Source organism: Streptomyces roseochromogenus subsp. oscitans DS 12.976, from assembly GCF_000497445.1.
In the GTDB taxonomy this organism is placed as follows: Bacteria; Actinomycetota; Actinomycetes; order Streptomycetales; family Streptomycetaceae; genus Streptomyces; species Streptomyces oscitans.
Genome location: NZ_CM002285.1, coordinates 238322 through 254358 on the forward strand (window position 1 = coordinate 238322; position 16037 = coordinate 254358).

Sequence of the window (16037 nt, forward strand, 5' to 3'; positions counted from 1 at the left end):
TCGGTGACGGCGGGACGGGAGTTCTCCTTCGGCCTCAGGAGTAGGTGATCTCGACCTGGTCGGTGAGCGGCACGGCCTGGCACGCCAGGACGTAGCCCTCGGCGGTGTCCTGCTCGTCCAGGACGTCGTTGCGGAGCATCTTCACCTCGCCGGCCACGACCCGGCAGGTGCAGGCGCTGCAGGCGCCCTCCCGGCAGGAGTACGGGGCGTCCACCCCGGCGGCCAGCAGGACGTCGAGCAGCGGTGTCCGCGACGGCCAGTCGACCGTGTGGGTCTCGCCGTCGAGTTCCACCCGCGCCGTGCTGCCGCCCTCCGCGGACACGATCTCCGCCACGGCCGGTGCGTCGAAGACGTCTGCGCCCAGGGAGAAGAACCGCTCCCGGTGGATCCGGTCGCCGGGCGCGCCGAGCGCGCGCAGCGCCTGCTCGACCGCGTCCATCATCGGCTCCGGGCCGCAGACGAAGGCCTCACGGTCGGCATACGGCGCGAGCGCGGCGGTCAGCCGGTGCGCGACGGGCAGGCCCTGGAGCGACTCCAGCCAGTGGATCACCAGCAGCCGGTCCGGGAAGTCCTCGGCCAGCTCCCTCAGTTCGTCGCGGAAGATGACCGAGGACTCGTCGCGGTTGGCGTAGAGGAGCGCGAGTCGGCCCTGCCCCCTCGCCAGGGCCGACTTGGCGATCGACAGCACCGGGGTGATGCCGCTTCCCCCAGCGACGAGCAGCAGGTCGCGGTCGAGGGAGTCCGGTGTGAAGGTGCCGGTCGGCGGCAGCACCTCCAGCTCGTCCCCCGCCGCCAGGTGGTCGCACACCCAGTTGGAGCCGTACCCGCCGGCCACCCGCTTGACGGTGACCTTCATCGGCTCACCGGTGTGCGGTGAGCTGGCGAGGGAGTAGCAGCGGGCGACCGCCCTTCCGTCCGCCCCGGGCAGCTTCAGGGTGAGGAACTGCCCGGGACGGTAGGCGAAGCGGTACGCGCTCTCCGGCGGCGCCTGTAGTACCAGCGAGTGCGCGTCGGCCGTCTCGGCGATCACCTCGGTGACGCGCAGCCGGTGCGTACGCGACCCGGACGACGGCCGGGACGACGGCCCGGCCGCGGGTCCGGATATCGGCTCAGGCATCGGCGACCTCCAGGGTGCCCTTCTCGACCGCGCGGTCGATGCTGTCGCGCAGCCCCCGGCAGGTCCGGATGCGGGCGGTGTTCCCGACCTCGGCCACCCGGCCGCGGAACTCCGCGCAGACGACCGCCGCTTCTGCGGTCCACTGCACGGAGGTGTGGGCCACGCTGAACTTCTCGCACAGGACCTGGTTGCCGCAGGTCGCGCACTCCACCGGCTGCATGTCAGGCTCCGGTCTCCGGCGCCGCCGTCCGTTCCGCCTGGAGCCGGGCGAGGTTCGCGGCGACCTCCGCCTTCCAGGACTCGCCCGCCCGGCTGGTGTCGAGCTCGAACTCGAAGCGGCGTGTCATCTCGTCCTTCACGTCCTCGACATCCACGTAGAACTGCTCGTACCAGCGGCGCAGTTGGTAGACCGGGCCGTCCTCCTCGGTCAGCAGCGGGTTGTCGATCCGGGTCTTGTTCTTCCAGATCTCCACGTCCTGCTCGAAACCGGTCTCCAGGCCCGCGGCGGCGAGTCGGGCCGCCTCCGCGGCCTCCTCGTCCGACATCCCGGGCAGCTTCTTGACGATCGCCCCGTACTGGAGCAGGAAGCTGTTCTCGTCGATCGGGTAGTGGCAGTTGATCAGCACCATCTCCATCTCGACGCCCTCGGCCACCGGCGAGAAGAGGTAGTCGATCATGTACGAGGGGCCGTAGTACGAGGCGTCGGAGCGCAGCGGGGTGCTGAGGGTGCCCAGGTCCACGTCCTGACGCGGGGTGCTCTCCATGTACTGGGTGGCGATGTGCCCGTCGAAGACGTTCTTGAAATACGTCGGGAAGCCGTAGTGGACGTAGTAGAAGTGCGCCATGTCCACGACGTTGTCCACGATCTCGCGGCAGTGGGAGCCTTCGACCCGCAGGGTCTTCCAGGTCCAGTCGCTCCACTCGTCGCTGAAGGCGCCCTCGATCCGCGGGATGGTCGCCTCGGCCGGCGGGGGGTTGCCCTGCGGGTCGTGCCAGACGAAGAGCTGCTTGTTCTCCTCGAGGGTGGTCCACGCGCGGGTGCGGGCGCGCGGCGGCACGCGGCGCGCGTAGGGGACGTCCGCGCAGCGGCCGTTACCCGACCAGCGCCAGTCGTGGAAGGGGCAGGCGACGGTGTCGCCCTTGACGCTGCCGTGGGCGAGGTTGCCGCCCATGTGCGGGCAGTAGGCGTTCAGGACGTGCAGCTCGCCGTCGTCCTGGCCCTGAAAGACCACCAGCTTGGTGCCGAACGCCTCGACCTCGTGCGGATTGCCGTCCTTGAAGCTGCCGGCGAGGCCCAGGCAGTGCCAGCCCCGGGCGAAGCGGGCGGGCGGCGTACCGGCCTCGATGACCCGGACCTCTTCGTTGAGTGCGGTCATCTGTACCTCCTGTGCAGTGCGGCTGTGTGCGGGTGCGGCTCACCGCTGGGCGGCGAGTTCCACGGCGATGTCGATGAGCTGGTCCTCCTGGCCGCCGACGAGGCGGCGCTCGCCCGCGCGCAGGAGGATCTCGGCGCCCGGGACGCCGTAGCGTTCGGCCTGCCGGTAGGCGTGCTTGAGGAAGCTGGAGTACACCCCGGCGTGGCCCATCAGCAGGGCGAGCCGGTCGAGTCGGCACTCGTCGTCCATCACCGGGCGGACCACCTCCTCCGCCGCATCGATGATCTTCAGGACGTCGACGCCGGTGCGGATGCCCATCTTGGCGCAGACCGCGACCAGGGCTTCGACGGCGGTGTTGCCCGCACCCGCGCCTAGGCGGCGGGTGGAGCCGTCGATCTGCAGGGCGCCGGCCTTGACAGCCGCGATGGAGTTGCCGGTGCCCAGCGCCAGGTTCTCGTGTCCGTGGAAGCCGACCTGGGCGTCGTCGCCGAGCTCGGCCACCAGGGCCTGGACCCGGGCGGTGACGTCGTCCATCACCATGGCCCCGGCCGAGTCGACCACATACACGCACTGGCAGCCCGCGTCGGCCATGATGCGGCCCTGCTGCGCCAGTTTCTCGGGTGTCGTCGCGTGGGCCATCATCAGGAAGCCCACGGTCTCCAGACCCACCTTGCGGGCGAGCCCGAAGTGCTGGATCGAGATGTCGGCCTCGGTGCAGTGAGTGGCGATACGGCACACGCTCGCGCCGTTCCCGTGGGCGGCCCGGATGTCGTCCTTGACGCCGAGTCCGGGGAGCATCAGGAAGGCGACCTTCGCCTGCCGCGCGGTGTCCACCGCGATCTTGATCAGCTCCTGCTCGGGGGTCTTGGAGAAGCCGTAGGTGAAGGACGAGCCGCCGAGCCCGTCGCCGTGCGTCACCTCGATCACCGGGACACCGGCGCCGTCGAGGGCCGCGACGACGGACCGTACGTCCTCGCCCGTGAACTGGTGCCGCTTGGCGTGCGAGCCGTCGCGCAGCGAGGAGTCGGTGATCCGGATGTCGAGGGTTTCCGAGTAGGGCATGCGGGGAGCTCCTTACGCGCCCGGGGCGAGGAGCGCCTTGGCGAGCTCCTCACCGACCTTGGTGGCGGCGGCGGTCATGATGTCGAGGTTTCCGGCGTAGGGCGGCAGGTAGTCGCCCGCGCCCTCCACCTCCAGGAAGATCGCGACGCGCGCCATCCGGCCGTTCTCCGGGCGCGGCTCGTCGAACTGCGGTTCGCTGCGCAGCCGGTAGCCGGGCACGTAGGAGGCGACCTGTTCGGCGATCTCCTTGACGGACTGGGTGATCGCCGCCCGGTCGGCGTCCTCGGGGATCGCGCAGAAGACGGTGTCGCGCATGATGACAGGTGGCTCGGCGGGGTTGAGGATGATGATCGCCTTGCCGCGCTCGGCGCCGCCGATGGTCTCGATGCCGCGGGCGGTGGTGCGGGTGAACTCGTCGATGTTGGCGCGGGTCCCGGGCCCGGCGGAGACGGAGGCCACCGAGGCGACGATCTCCGCGTACGGCACCGGCACGACGCGGGAGACCGCGTACACCATGGGGATGGTGGCCTGCCCGCCGCAGGTGATCATGTTGACGTTGGGCTTGTCGAGGTGCTCGCGCAGATTGGCGGGCGGTACGACGGCGGGACCGACGGCCGCCGGGGTCAAGTCGACGGCCCGGATGCCGTGTTCTGCGTAGCGCGGGGCGTTGGCCCGGTGGACGTAGGCGGAGGTGGCCTCGAAGACGAGGTCGGGGAGTTCGTCCTGGGCGAGCAGCCAGTCGACACCCTCGTGGCTGGTCTCCAGACCTGCATCACGGGCGCGGGCGAGGCCCTCGCTGCCGGGATCGACGCCGATCATCCAGCGCGGTTCGACGAGTGGGGAGCGCTGCAGCTTGTGGAGCAGGTCCGTGCCGATGTTGCCGGATCCGACGATCGCGGCGGTCGCCTTGGTCTTGGCGGCAGTCATGACGGTGAATCACCTCGGATGAACGAGAGGGAGACCGAGCCCAGCCCGGTGAACTCGGCGGTGAAGGTCTGTCCCGCCGCCACGTCGACGGCGCGGGTGCAGGAGCCGGGCAGCACCACGTGCCCCTTCTTCAGAGGCACGCCGAAGCGAGCCACGGTGCGGGCGAGCCAGGCGACGGAGACGGCCGGGTCACCGAGCACGGCGTCACTGCGGCCCTCGGCCAGCAGCTCACCGCCGCTGGTCAGCCGGGCGTCGATCGCCTTCAGATCCAGTTCGCCGGGGGCGCGGCCCTCGCCGATGACGTATCCGGCGGAGGAGGCGTTGTCCGCGATGGTGTCGGCGATGGCGATCCGCCAGTCGCGGATCCGGCTGTCGATCAGCTCCAGGGCGGGCACGACGCGTTCGGTGGCGGCGAGCACATCCGTCTCGGTGCAGCCCTCGCCGGGCAGGTCGTCGCCGAGGACGAAGCCGACCTCGACCTCGATGCGCGGGCAGCAGTAGCGGGAGACGGGCACCGGGCGGTCCGGGCTCAGCTCCATGTCGGCGAGCAGGTGGCCATAGTCCGGCTCGTCCACCCCCATCATCTGCTGCATGACGGGGGACGACAGTCCGACCTTGTGGCCGCGCACCTCGGCTCCGGCGGCAACGCGGTGCCGGATGTTGACGAGCTGGATCTGGTACGCGTCCTCGGTGTCGATCTCCGGGAAGATCTCGGTCAGCGGGGCGACCGGCGTCCGGCTGTGCTCGGCGGAGCGCAGGATCTCCGCCGCGCGCTGCCTCTGGGGGTCCGTGAGCATGGGGTCCTCTGCGGGGCGTTGGGCTGTCCCGGGAGGTTAGGCGGGGTGCCCTGCGAGCGGGGAGCGGGAATTCCCGCTGACCGGGAAACCTTTCCGGCTTCGGCTGTACGGCGTTCGGCGACGGCCGGGCGTCCGCTGCGGACGCCCGGCCCTCAGTCCCTCACGGTCACCGGGCCCCGTACACCGGCTGCGGGGGCTCGGAGTCGGCGAGCAGTTTCAGCGCTGTCTCGCCGGCTTCGGCCGGGGTCCAGCGGGCGCCCTTGTCGGCGGTGGGGCCCGGGCGCCATCCCTCCATCACGGTGATCCGGCCTGCCTCCGCCTCGAAGACCCGGCCGGTCACCCCGGCACACGCGGCGGAGCCCAGCCAGACGACGAGGGGTGAGACGTTCTCCGGGGCCATGGCGTCGAAGCCGCCCTCCTCGGGGGCCGCCATGGTGTCGGCGAAGGTCTGCTCGGTCATCCGGGTACGGGCGGCGGGGGCGATGGCGTTGACCTGGACGCCGTAGCGGGCCATTTCGGCGGCGGCGACGAGGGTCAGGCCGACGATCCCCGCCTTCGCCGCGGAGTAGTTGCCCTGGCCGACGCTGCCCAGCAACCCGGCTCCCGAGCTGGTGTTGACGACGCGCGCCGCGGGCGTACGGCCGGCCTTCGCCTCGGAGCGCCAGTGTGCGGCGGCGTGCTTCAGCGGCAGGAAGTGGCCCTTGAGGTGGACGCGTACGACGGCGTCCCAGTCGTCCTCGTCGAGGTTGACGAGCATGCGGTCGCGCAGGAACCCGGCGTTGTTGACGAGTGTGTCGAGGCGGCCGAAGGCGTCCAGGGCGGTGGCGATGAGCGAGGCCGCGCCGTCACCGGTGGCGATGTCGCCGCCGTGGGCGACGGCCTCCCCGCCGAGCGCCCGGATCTCCTCGACGACCTGCTGAGCGGGTCCGGCCGCCCCTCCGGTGCCGTCGAGGCCGACGCCGAGGTCGTTGACGACGACCTTGGCGCCCTCGGCGGCGAGAGCGAGGGCGTGCGCGCGGCCGAGCCCGCGCCCGGCGCCGGTGACGACGGCGACGCGTCCGGTGCAGATTCCGGTGGTCATGGGTGTTTCCTGCCTTTCAGGACGGTCAGTGGTTGGCGGTGGCGGCATCGAGGAAGGCGGGGCGCTCCCCTCCGCCGTGGACGAGCAGGCCGGCGCCGCTGACGTACGCGGCACGGTCGGAGGCGAGGAAGACGCAGGCGTCGCCGACGTCCGAGGGCTCCGCGAGCCTGCCGAGCGGCACGGTGCGGCCGACTGCGTCGATGCCCGCCTCGTCGCCGTAGTGCAGCTCGGACAGCTCGGTGCGGACCATGCCGAGGACCACCGTGTTGACCCGTATCGCCGGCGCCCACTCCACGGCCATGGAGCGGGCGAGGTTCTCCAGGCCCGCCTTGGCCGCTCCGTACGCGGCGGTTCCCGGTGACGGGCGGGTACCGCTGACGCTGCCGATCATGGTGATGGAACCGCCCGACTCCTGACTCCGCATCAGCTCGTACGCGGCGAGTGAGGCGTTCAGGGGCGCGAGGAGGTTCAGTTCGACCACCCGGGCGTGCCGTTCGGCTCCGCCCTCGCCGAGCAGCCGGAAGGGGGTCCCCCCGGCATTGTTGACGAGGGTGTCCAACCGCCCGTAGGCCGCCCGCACTCGCTCGAAGAAGGCGTGGACCGCCTCGGGGTCACGCAGGTCGACGGGGTGGAACTCGGCGATCCGCCCCGCCGCCCCGACCGGTTCGTCCGGGGGGCGGCGCGCGCAGGTCACGACCTCCGCGCCCGCGGCGAGCAGGGCCCGGGTGATCCCCGCGCCGACCCCCCGTGTTCCGCCGGTGACGACTGCCACACGTCCGGACAGATCAATGATCGTCGCCAATGGGCACCTCCCGCAGCGGGCGAACCGCTGCTACCTTGCGACCTAACAAATGTTTGGTGGAAAGGTAGCTGATCTGCTCATGGGTGTCTCCACCTCCGCCCCGGAAGCGGGCCTCGCCGTCGTCACCGTGGACTTCCAGCCGGTCAACGCCCTGCCTGTGCAGGGCTGGTACGACCTGGCCGCCGCGGTACGCACCGCCGGGTGCGACCCGAAGGTGCGCTGCGTCGTGCTCACCGCCGCGGGCCGCGGCTTCAACGCCGGCGTCGACATCAAGGAGATGCAGCGCACCGCGGGTCATGAGGCGCTCATCGGCGCCAACCGCGGCTGCTTCGAGGCGTTCTCCGCGGTCTACGACTGCGAGGTCCCGGTGGTCGCCGCCGTGCACGGCTTCTGCCTGGGCGGCGGCATCGGCCTGGTGGGGAACGCCGACGCGATCGTGGCGAGCGAGGACGCCACCTTCGGGCTGCCCGAGCTGGACCGCGGCGCGCTGGGAGCCGCCACCCATCTCGCCCGGCTGGTCCCCCAGCACCTGATGCGCACGCTGTACTACACCTCACGCACCGTCACCGCCGGGGAGCTGCACCGGCACGGCTCGGTCTGGCAGGTGGTCCCGCGCGCACAACTCATGGACGCGGCCATGGGGTTGGCCCGGGAGATCGCAGCGAAGGACGGACATCTCATCCGCCTCGCCAAGGCCGCGATCAACGGCATCGACCCGGTCGACGTCCGCCGCAGCTACCGCTACGAGCAGGGCTTCACCTTCGAAGCCAACCTCAGCGGCATCGCAGACAAACACCGCGACGCGTTCGTATCGGCCAAGGAGGACCGGAGTTGAGGGACAAGACGATGACCCCCGAGGAGGCCGTCGGCCGTCTTCGCAGCGGCATGACGATCGGCATCGGCGGCTGGGGTGCGCGGCGCAAGCCGATGGCGCTGGTACGGGCGCTTCTCCGCTCGGACATCACCGACCTGACCGTGGTCTCCTACGGCGGCCCGGACGTCGGGTTGCTGGCGGCCGCCGGGAAGGTCCGCAAGCTGGTCTCGGCGTTCGCGACCCTCGACTCGATCCCGCTGGAACCGCACTTCACCGCTGCCCGGCAGCGGGGCGCGTTCGAGCTGGTGGAGCTGGACGAGGCGATGTTCATGTGGGGACTGACGGCCGCCGTGCACCGGCTGCCGTTCATGCCGATCCGGGCCGGCCTGGCCTCGGACGTGATGCGGGTCAACCCGCAGCTGCGGACGGTGAGATCACCGTACGACGACGGCGAGGAGCTGGCCGCCGTCCCCGCCCTGCGCCTGGACGCCGCGCTCGTCCACCTCAACCGGGCCGATGTCCACGGCAACGGCCAGTACCTCGGCCCCGACCCGTACTTCGACGACCTGTTCTGCGAGGCCGCCGACGCCGCGTACGTCTCCTGCGAGCGGATCGTGGACACCGCCGACCTCCTCAAGGAGGCCGGCCCACAGACGCTGTTGGTCAAGCGCGCGTTCATGGACGGTGTCGTCGAGACGCCGAACGGCGCGCACTTCACCTCCTGCGCCCCGGACTACGACCGCGACGAGGCGTTCCAGCGCGCCTACGCCCAGGCCGCCCGCGACCCGGAGGCCTGGCGGGCCTTCGCCGACCGGTTCCTGTCCGGCGACGAGGACGCCTACCAGGCCGCGGTGGCGGCGTTCCACAAGGAGGAAGCGTGATCACGACGAAGGCGACGCGGGCCGAGACGTGCGTTCTGGCGTGCGCCGAGGCCTGGCGGGGCGCGGGCGAGGTCCTGGCCAGCCCGATGGGCACGATCCCGGCGATCGGAGCCCGGCTGGCGAAGCTCACCTTCTCCCCCGACCTGCTGCTGACCGACGGCGAGGCGCTGCTCATCGGCGACGTCCCTGCCATCGGCGCCAAGGCGGAGGTGGTCGAGGGCTGGCTGCCGTACCGCCAGCACCTGGCACTGGTCGCCACCGGGCGGCGGCACGTGATGATGGGCGCGAGCCAGCTCGACCGGCACGGCAACCAGAACATCTCCTGCATCGGCGACTGGACCCGGCCCGTCCGCCAGCTGCTGGGCGTGCGCGGCGCTCCGGTCAACACCCTCAACAACCCGACCAGTTACTGGGTGCCGCGGCATTCGCGGCGGGTGTTCGTGGAGCACGTCGACATGGTCTGCGGGGTCGGCTACGACCGTGCCGCCGCGGCCGGGCCCTCCGCAACCCGCTACCACCGCATCGCGCACGTCGTCACCGACCTGGGCGCCTTCGACTTCGAGACCCCGGACCGGACGATGCGGCTGCGCTCGCTGCACCCCGGGGTCACCGTCGAGCAGGTCGCCGAGGCCACCGGTTTCCCGCTCACGATCCCCGACGAGGTGCCGTACACCCGCGAGCCCACCGACGCGGAACTGCGCCTGATCCGTGAAGTCATCGACCCCAAGGGGACGCGCGAGCGCGAGGTGCCCCCGGCATGACGGAGATCAGGATCGAGACCCCCCTGACCAAGCTCGTCGGTATCCGGCACCCCATCGTGCAGACCGGCATGGGGTGGGTGGCCGGACCTCGCCTGGTCTCGGCAGCCGCGGGCGCCGGAGCGCTCGGTATCCTCGCGTCCGCCACCATGACCACCGCACAGCTCCGCTCCGCCGTCCGCGAGGTGAAGTCCCGCACGGACGCGCCCTTCGGAGTCAATCTGCGGGCGGACGCCGGGGACGCGGCCGAACGCGTACGCATCATCATCGAGGAGGGCGTGAAGGTCGCCTCGTTCGCACTCGCGCCCTCCCGGGAGCTGATCGCACGGCTCAAGGACGCCGGGGTGGTCGTCGTTCCCTCCATCGGCGCCCGGCGGCACGCCGAGAAGGTCGCCGCGTGGGGCGCCGACGCGGTGGTGGTGCAGGGCGGCGAGGGCGGCGGCCACACCGGCGACGTCGCCACCACCGTCCTGCTCCCGCAGATCGTGGACGCCGTGGACATCCCGGTCGTCGCGGCCGGCGGCTTCCACGACGGCCGCGGCCTGGTCGCCGCACTGGCCTACGGCGCCGCCGGAATCGCCATGGGCACCCGGTTCCTGCTCACCTCCGACAGCACCGTCCCCGACGCGGTCAAGTCCCGTTACCTGGCCGCGTCGGTCCAGGACGTCACCGTCACCACCAAGGTCGACGGCCTGCCGCACCGGATGCTGCGCAGCGAACTGGTTGATGCCCTGGAGAACTCGGGACAAACCGCCGCACTGCTCCGGGCGATCCGCCACGCGGCGGCGTTCAAGAAGCACACCGGTATGAGCTGGTCCCGGATGGTGCGCGACGGCCTGGCCATGAAGCACGGCAAGGAACTGACCTGGAGTCAGGTGCTGCTGGCCGCCAACACCCCCATGCTGCTCAAGGCATCCATGGTCAAGGGCCGCACCGACCTCGGCGTGATGGCCTCCGGCCAGGTCGCGGGGCTGATCGACGACCTGCCGTCCTGCACCGACCTCGTCGACCGCATCATGGCCGAGGCCCAGGCCACCCTCCGCGCCCTGCCGCCGGCGGATTGAATCCCCACTCCTGGAGTTGATCTCATGCGTGCTGCAGGCATCCGCCGTACGACCGGAGCGGTGGTCTCCGCCGTGGTCGTCGGCTGTCTCACCGCTCACGCCGCGGCCGGTGCTTCTCCGGCACCGCCCGCGGCCACCGCCACCGCGCCTCGTGAGAACGGCGTGGAGACGGTCCGCCACATCGTCCTCGACGGGGCGGTCAACGTCCGCGACCTCGGTGGCTACCGTACGGTGACGGGCCGCGAGGTGCGCTACGGTCAGGTCTTCCGCGCCGACGCCCTCGGGAAACTGACCGACGCGGACATCGCGAAACTGTCCACGCTGCACCTGCACACCGTCGTGGACTTCCGCATCCCGGACGAGGTCCGGCGCGACGGCGCCGACCACCTTCCGGACGGCCTCACCGTGACCTCCCGGCCCGTGGACGACCTCGGATTGTCCGCCAGGATCCTGGAGGTCATCGGCTCCAAGGACCCGGTCAGGCAGCGGGAGATGCTGGGCGACGGGAAGGCGGAGCAGCTGATGCGCTCCGTCTACCGCGCCTTCGTCACCGACGCGGACGACCGCCGTCAGTTCGCCGAGACCCTGCGGGACATCGCGGACCACAAGCGGTCTCCGCTGCTGTACCACTGCACCGCGGGCAAGGACCGCACCGGCTGGATGAGCTACCTCCTGCTGCGTGCCGTCGGTGTCCCGTCCGAGACCGCTGAAAAGGACTACCTGCTCTCCAACGGCTTCCGTGCGGAGACCGACCGCAGGACCCGCGAGGGCCTGAAGAAGGCCGGCCTGATGGAGGACCCGGACCTGCTCATCCCGCTCCAGGAAGTCCGAGAGGACTATCTCGCGGCGGCCCTGGACCAGGCCGAGCACGACTACGGCGGCCTCTACGGCTATCTGACGCAAGGCCTCGGCCTCGACACCCCGACCCTGGCGAAGCTCCGCGCCGGACTGCTGAGATGAGAGATCACCCCGCATCCTGAAACCGGGATGACGCCGTTCAGCGACAGCCTGATCACCTCGGGCGGATACCGGGCGGTTCCGGGAGTTCCGGCACTGCGGCGGCCGGCGGCTGCTGGGACTCGGCATCGGCCGGCTGAAGGAGGAGTACGCAGCCGGCGCCCCTGCGCTACCGGGACAGGGGCGCCGGCTGGAGGAGTGCATGGGCGCGATGCGCGCGTTGTGGGCCGGCGGCCCCGCCTCGCACCAGGGGCGGCACGTCTCCTTCGCCCTGAGGACTTCTCCCGTCAGGCCGACCTGCTGCGCGATGCCGCACGCGAGGCGGGGCGGACCGAGAACGCCGTGGAGATCACGGTGTGGCCCGGCTCCTTCGACCGCGCCCGCGAGTCCGACCCGTCCTGGGTGCGCGGCTTCACCGAGCCGGGTGCGACCCGCCTCGTCATCCCCCGTATCCGGGGCGCGGACGGCCAGACGGGCTCGCGAGGTCCAGGTCATCGACACCGTCGTCCTCGCAGGCGACCAGGTTGCGGGGTGGCTGCGGCGTCGTCTTCCTGAAGCGCCATCAGGAAGCAGGTGTGCGGCGGTCGTACGTCAGAGGCGTTCGATGATGGTGACGTTGGCCTGGCCGCCGCCCTCGCACATGGTCTGCAGGCCGTAGCGGCCGCCGGTGCGCTCCAGTTCGTGCAGCAGCGTGGTCATGAGCTTGGTGCCGGTGGCGCCCAGGGGGTGTCCGAGGGCTATGGCGCCGCCGTTGACGTTGACCTTCTCCGGGTCGGCGCCGGTCTCCTTCAGCCATGCCAGCACCACAGACGCGAAGGCCTCGTTGATCTCGACCAGGTCGATGTCGTCGAGCGTCATCCCGGCCTTCTTCAGCGCGTGGGCCGTGGCCGGTATCGGCGCGGACAGCATCCGGATCGGGTCCTCGCCGCGTACGGACAGGTGGTGGATGCGGGCGCGCGGGGTGAGCCCGTGCTCGCGTACGGCCCGCTCGGAGGCGAGCAGCATCGCCGAGGCGCCGTCGGAGACCTGGGAGGAGACGGCGGCGGTGAGGCGGCCGCCGTCGATCAGCGGCTTCAGGGCCGCCATCTTCTCCAGGCTGGTGTCGCGGCGGGGGCCTTCGTCGGTGGTGACGTCGCCGTAGGGGACGAGTTCGCGGTCGAAGCGGCCCTCGTCGATGGCGCGGAGGGCCCGCTGGTGGGAGCGCAGGGCGAACTCCTCCATGTCGCGGCGGGATATGTGCCACTTCTCGGCGATGAGTTCGGCGCCGTGGAACTGGTTGACCGGCTGGTCGCCGTAGCGGGCGCGCCAGCCCGCGGAGCCGGCGTACGGGCCCTCGGTCAGCCCCAGCGGCTCGGCCGCCTGGCGGCTGGCGAAGGCGATGGGGATCTGCGACATGTTCTGCACACCGCCCGCGACCACCAGATCCTGGGTGCCGGAGAGGACACCTTGGGCGGCGAAGTGCAGGGCCTGCTGGGAGGAGCCGCACTGGCGGTCGACGGTCACACCGGGGACCTCCTCGGGCAGTCCCGCGGCGAGCCAGCAGGTGCGGGCGATGTCGCCGGCCTGCGGACCGACGGTGTCCAGGCAGCCGAGGACGACGTCCTCGACGGCGGCCGGGTCGACGCCCGAGCGCTCCATCAGCGCCTTCAGCACATGGGCGCCGAGGTCGGCGGGGTGGACGGCGGCGAGCCCGCCGCTGCGCCTGCCGACCGGGGTGCGTACGGCTTCGACGATGTATGCCTCGGGCATGCCTGCTGCTCCTTCTGTGAGGTTTCCAGTGTCATTCGCGGACGGCGATGCCCTCCAGCACCATGGACAGGTACTGGCGGGCGATCTCCTCGGGGCTGTGCTGTCCGCCCGGCCGGTACCAGGACGCGGCGACCCAGACGGTGTCGCGCAGGAAGCGGTAGGTGAGCCGGATGTCCAGGTCGGCGCGGAAGACCTGAGCGGCCACCCCGCGCTCCAGCGTGCCCAGCCACGCCTTCTCGAACCTGGCTTGCGAGTCGGTGAGGTAGCGGAATCGCGGCTGGTCCAGCAGGTGCTTGGACTCCTTCTGGTAGATGGCGACGGCGGCACGGTGCCGGTCGATCTCCCGGAAGGATTCCGTCACGAGCGCCTCGAGCGTCTCCCGGGGGCCGAGCCCGGAAGCGAGCACGGCGTCGTAGCGGGCCCACAGCTCGTCCAGGAAGGTGGAGAGGATTTCGTCGAGCATCGACTCCTTGGAGTCGAAGTGGTAGTAGAGGCTGCCTGCAAGCATCCCGGCGGCGTCGGCGATCTTGCGGACGGTGGTGGCGTTGTATCCCTGCGCGGCGAACACCTCGGCGGCGGTCGCCAGCAGTTCTTCGCGCCGCTCGGGCGACGGGCTCACCGTGGTCTTCTCGCTGTTCTTCGGCACCCAGCCATTCTCGCCTCACGGGTGCTGGCTGCTGACCGACAGGACTTCCCCGGTCAGGTACGAGGAGTAGCCGCTGGCGAGGAAGACGATGACATTGGCCACCTCCCACGGCTCGGCGTAACGCCCGAACGCCTCGCGGTCGGTCAACTCCGCCAGCAGCTCGGGGGTGGTGACCTTGGCCAGGTGCGGGTGCATGGCCAGGCTCGGCGAGACGGCGTTGACGCGTACGCCGTACTCGGCGGCCTCCAGCGCGGCGCAGCGGGTCAGGGCCATGACCCCGGCCTTGGCTGCGGCGTAGTGCGCCTGGCCCTTCTGTGCGCGCCAGCCGACCACGGAGGCGTTGTTGACGATGACGCCCCCGCCGCCCACCGCCCTCATCCGGCGCAGGGCGGCGCGGGTACATCGGAAGGTGCCGTTCAAGGTGACGTCGAGGACCCTCCCCCACTGATCGTCGCTCATCTCGACCAGGTCGGCGGTGCCGCCGAGGCCGGCGTTGTTCACCACGATGTCGAGCCGGCCGTGGCGTTCCTCGGCGAGGTCGAACAGCGCGGCGACCTGTGCCTCGTCGGTCACGTCGCAGGGCAGCGCCGACACCCGGTCCGTGCCGAACTCGGCGGCCAGCTCGGCCTCGGACTCCTTGAGCCTGCGGGCGTGGGCGTCGGAGACGACGACGGTGGCGCCTTCCTCCAGCAGCCGCCGTGCCGTCGCCCCGCCGATGCCCGCGCCCGCGGCGGCGGTGATGACGGCGGTGCGGCCGGTGAGCAGACCGTGGCCGGGGACGTACGGCGGCCGCGTGTGCGCAGCGGTCATGGGCGGGCCTCCTTGGGCAGGCCGAGGACGCGCTCGGCGATGATGTTCCGCTGGATCTCGTTCGACCCGGCGTAGAGGGTGTCGGAGCGGGAGAAGAGGAACAGCCGCTGCCAGTCGGTCAGGTCGTACGGCTCGCCGGCCGCGAGCATGCCGCCGGCACCGCAGACGTCCATGGCGAGTTCGCCCAGCTCCCGGTGCCAGGTGGCCCAGAAGATCTTCCCGATCGAGGCTTCGGGGCCGGGGGCCCCGGCCGCGACGCCCTTCAGCATGCGCAGGGCGTTGAACCGGATCGTCTCCAGACCCGTCCAGGCCCGGGCGATACGGTCGCGGATCAGCGGGTCCGCGGCCGCGCCGTTGCGCTTCGCCAGCTCGATGACCGCCTCCAGCTCGCGGCGGAAGCCGACCTGCTGGCCCAGGGTGGACACCCCGCGTTCGAAGCCGAGGGTGGCCATGGCGACCTGCCACCCCTCTCCCGGCGCCCCGACGATGTGCGACGCCTCCGCGCGGACCCCGTCGAAGAACACCTCGTTGAACTCGGAGGTGCCGGTCAGCTGGGTGATCGGCCGGATCTCGACACCCGGCTGGTCCAGCGGCACCAGCAGGTAGGACAGCCCCTGATGCCGGGTGGAGCCGGGCTCGGTGCGGGCGAGGACGAAGCACCAGTGGGACTCGTGCGCGAGCGAGGTCCAGGTCTTCTGCCCGGTCACCACCCACTGCGTCCCCTGCCGCTCGGCCCGGGTCCGTACGTTCGCCAGGTCCGACCCGGCGTCCGGCTCGCTGTAGCCCTGGCACCACAGCTCCTCCACCGCCACGATCGGCGGGAGGAACCGCTCGCGCTGCTCGGGTGTGCCGAAAGCGATCAGGGTGGGTCCGAGGAGCTGCTCGCCGATGTGGTTCACGCGGGCGGGGGCGTCCGCGAGCGCGTACTCCTCATGGAAGGCGACCTGTTGCTCCAGGGTCGCGCCCCGGCCGCCGTACTCCTTCGGCCATCCGACGCAGGTCCACCCAGCGGCCGCCAAGTGCCGCTCCCAGGCCAGGCGTTCGGCGAAGGCCTCGTGTTCCCGTCCCGGCCCGCCGCGCCCGCGCAGGTCCGCGAACTCACCGGTGAGGTTGGCCCGCAGCCAGGCGCGGATCTCCGTGCGGAACTCCTCGACGCTGCTCATGGCGGTACGTTAACCTACCAAACACTTGTTAGG

Annotated in this window: 17 protein-coding genes; 5 read left to right on the top strand and 12 right to left on the bottom strand. The window is 71.3% G+C overall.

Annotated elements, in window-relative coordinates:
• Positions 1-34 precede the first annotated feature (34 nt).
• The 8 genes from M878_RS51630 to M878_RS51665 all read right to left on the bottom strand — a co-directional run bounded on the left by M878_RS51630 (position 35) and on the right by M878_RS51665 (position 7162).
• Entirely contained in the window at positions 35-1117 is a 1083-nt protein-coding gene (locus tag M878_RS51630; RefSeq protein ID WP_023544282.1) for a ferredoxin--NADP reductase, read from the bottom strand.
• Positions 1110-1337 (bottom strand): hypothetical protein, encoded by a 228-nt coding sequence (locus tag M878_RS51635; RefSeq protein WP_023544283.1) that lies wholly within the window; start codon positions 1335-1337, stop codon positions 1110-1112. Before M878_RS51635 ends, M878_RS51630 begins: the two co-directional genes overlap by 8 nt.
• Before the next feature lies 1 nt (position 1338).
• Entirely contained in the window at positions 1339-2493 is a 1155-nt protein-coding gene (locus M878_RS51640) for a 3-ketosteroid-9-alpha-monooxygenase, oxygenase component (RefSeq protein WP_023544284.1), read from the bottom strand.
• Between the two features lie 39 nt (positions 2494-2532).
• Entirely contained in the window at positions 2533-3555 is a 1023-nt protein-coding gene (gene dmpG, locus M878_RS51645) for a 4-hydroxy-2-oxovalerate aldolase (RefSeq protein ID WP_023544285.1), read from the bottom strand.
• A 12-nt stretch (positions 3556-3567) separates the two neighbouring features.
• Positions 3568-4482, bottom strand: coding sequence for an acetaldehyde dehydrogenase (acetylating) (locus tag M878_RS51650; RefSeq protein WP_023544286.1), 915 nt, complete (start codon positions 4480-4482; stop codon positions 3568-3570).
• On the bottom strand, positions 4479-5279 hold the full coding sequence (locus M878_RS51655; RefSeq protein ID WP_023544287.1) for a 2-keto-4-pentenoate hydratase: 801 nt from the start codon (positions 5277-5279) through the stop codon (positions 4479-4481). Before M878_RS51655 ends, M878_RS51650 begins: the two co-directional genes overlap by 4 nt.
• A gap of 166 nt (positions 5280-5445) precedes the next feature.
• On the bottom strand, positions 5446-6360 hold the full coding sequence (locus tag M878_RS51660; RefSeq protein ID WP_023544288.1) for an SDR family oxidoreductase: 915 nt from the start codon (positions 6358-6360) through the stop codon (positions 5446-5448).
• A 25-nt stretch (positions 6361-6385) separates the two neighbouring features.
• On the bottom strand, positions 6386-7162 hold the full coding sequence (locus M878_RS51665) for an SDR family oxidoreductase (protein ID WP_023544289.1): 777 nt from the start codon (positions 7160-7162) through the stop codon (positions 6386-6388).
• Between the two features lie 79 nt (positions 7163-7241).
• Between M878_RS51665 and M878_RS51670 the strand changes: the two genes are divergently transcribed.
• The 5 genes from M878_RS51670 to M878_RS51690 are packed head-to-tail and all read left to right on the top strand — an operon-like array spanning position 7242 to position 11639.
• Positions 7242-7997, top strand: a complete 756-nt coding sequence (locus tag M878_RS51670) for an enoyl-CoA hydratase family protein (RefSeq protein ID WP_023544290.1) — start codon at positions 7242-7244, stop codon at positions 7995-7997.
• Entirely contained in the window at positions 7994-8857 is an 864-nt protein-coding gene (locus M878_RS51675) for a CoA transferase subunit A (RefSeq protein ID WP_342452704.1), read from the top strand. Before M878_RS51670 ends, M878_RS51675 begins: the two co-directional genes overlap by 4 nt.
• Positions 8857-9618: a CoA-transferase subunit beta gene (locus tag M878_RS51680; protein ID WP_031223635.1), complete on the top strand. Its 762-nt coding sequence runs from the start codon at positions 8857-8859 to the stop codon at positions 9616-9618. The genes M878_RS51675 and M878_RS51680 overlap by 1 nt, the downstream gene beginning before the upstream one ends.
• A complete protein-coding gene (locus M878_RS51685) occupies positions 9615-10679 on the top strand; it encodes an NAD(P)H-dependent flavin oxidoreductase (protein WP_023544293.1) in 1065 nt (354 codons plus the stop codon). The genes M878_RS51680 and M878_RS51685 overlap by 4 nt, the downstream gene beginning before the upstream one ends.
• A gap of 24 nt (positions 10680-10703) precedes the next feature.
• On the top strand, positions 10704-11639 hold the full coding sequence (locus M878_RS51690; protein WP_023544294.1) for a tyrosine-protein phosphatase: 936 nt from the start codon (positions 10704-10706) through the stop codon (positions 11637-11639).
• A 588-nt stretch (positions 11640-12227) separates the two neighbouring features.
• On the opposite strand, the gene M878_RS51695 is transcribed toward M878_RS51690, so the two are convergent.
• From M878_RS51695 to M878_RS51710, 4 genes are read right to left on the bottom strand one after another with little or no spacing between them, the layout of a single operon-like run.
• Positions 12228-13385 carry an acetyl-CoA C-acetyltransferase gene (locus M878_RS51695; protein ID WP_023544295.1) on the bottom strand — a complete coding sequence of 386 codons (1158 nt, stop codon included), beginning with the start codon at positions 13383-13385 and terminating at the stop codon, positions 12228-12230.
• A gap of 31 nt (positions 13386-13416) precedes the next feature.
• The gene (locus tag M878_RS51700; protein WP_023544296.1) at positions 13417-14031 is read right to left on the bottom strand and encodes a TetR/AcrR family transcriptional regulator; all 615 of its coding nucleotides are present in this window, start codon (positions 14029-14031) and stop codon (positions 13417-13419) included.
• A gap of 15 nt (positions 14032-14046) precedes the next feature.
• Positions 14047-14841, bottom strand: a complete 795-nt coding sequence (locus M878_RS51705; RefSeq protein WP_023544297.1) for an SDR family oxidoreductase — start codon at positions 14839-14841, stop codon at positions 14047-14049.
• The gene (locus M878_RS51710; RefSeq protein WP_023544298.1) at positions 14838-16004 is read right to left on the bottom strand and encodes an acyl-CoA dehydrogenase family protein; all 1167 of its coding nucleotides are present in this window, start codon (positions 16002-16004) and stop codon (positions 14838-14840) included. Before M878_RS51710 ends, M878_RS51705 begins: the two co-directional genes overlap by 4 nt.
• Positions 16005-16037 lie beyond the last annotated feature (33 nt).

What these genes read in the sequence shown, in the direction of transcription:
- M878_RS51630 (WP_023544282.1), bottom strand. Translation starts at nt 1,117, where the DNA reads ATGCCTGAGCCGATATCCGGACCCGCGGCCGGGCCGTCGTCCCGGCCG.
- M878_RS51635 (WP_023544283.1), bottom strand. Translation starts at nt 1,337, where the DNA reads ATGCAGCCGGTGGAGTGCGCGACCTGCGGCAACCAGGTCCTGTGCGAG.
- M878_RS51640 (WP_023544284.1), bottom strand. Translation starts at nt 2,493, where the DNA reads ATGACCGCACTCAACGAAGAGGTCCGGGTCATCGAGGCCGGTACGCCG.
- dmpG (WP_023544285.1), bottom strand. Translation starts at nt 3,555, where the DNA reads ATGCCCTACTCGGAAACCCTCGACATCCGGATCACCGACTCCTCGCTG.
- M878_RS51650 (WP_023544286.1), bottom strand. Translation starts at nt 4,482, where the DNA reads ATGACTGCCGCCAAGACCAAGGCGACCGCCGCGATCGTCGGATCCGGC.
- M878_RS51655 (WP_023544287.1), bottom strand. Translation starts at nt 5,279, where the DNA reads ATGCTCACGGACCCCCAGAGGCAGCGCGCGGCGGAGATCCTGCGCTCC.
- M878_RS51660 (WP_023544288.1), bottom strand. Translation starts at nt 6,360, where the DNA reads ATGACCACCGGAATCTGCACCGGACGCGTCGCCGTCGTCACCGGCGCC.
- M878_RS51670 (WP_023544290.1), top strand. Translation starts at nt 7,242, where the DNA reads ATGGGTGTCTCCACCTCCGCCCCGGAAGCGGGCCTCGCCGTCGTCACC.
- M878_RS51685 (WP_023544293.1), top strand. Translation starts at nt 9,615, where the DNA reads ATGACGGAGATCAGGATCGAGACCCCCCTGACCAAGCTCGTCGGTATC.
- M878_RS51690 (WP_023544294.1), top strand. Translation starts at nt 10,704, where the DNA reads ATGCGTGCTGCAGGCATCCGCCGTACGACCGGAGCGGTGGTCTCCGCC.
- M878_RS51695 (WP_023544295.1), bottom strand. Translation starts at nt 13,385, where the DNA reads ATGCCCGAGGCATACATCGTCGAAGCCGTACGCACCCCGGTCGGCAGG.
- M878_RS51705 (WP_023544297.1), bottom strand. Translation starts at nt 14,841, where the DNA reads ATGACCGCTGCGCACACGCGGCCGCCGTACGTCCCCGGCCACGGTCTG.
- M878_RS51710 (WP_023544298.1), bottom strand. Translation starts at nt 16,004, where the DNA reads ATGAGCAGCGTCGAGGAGTTCCGCACGGAGATCCGCGCCTGGCTGCGG.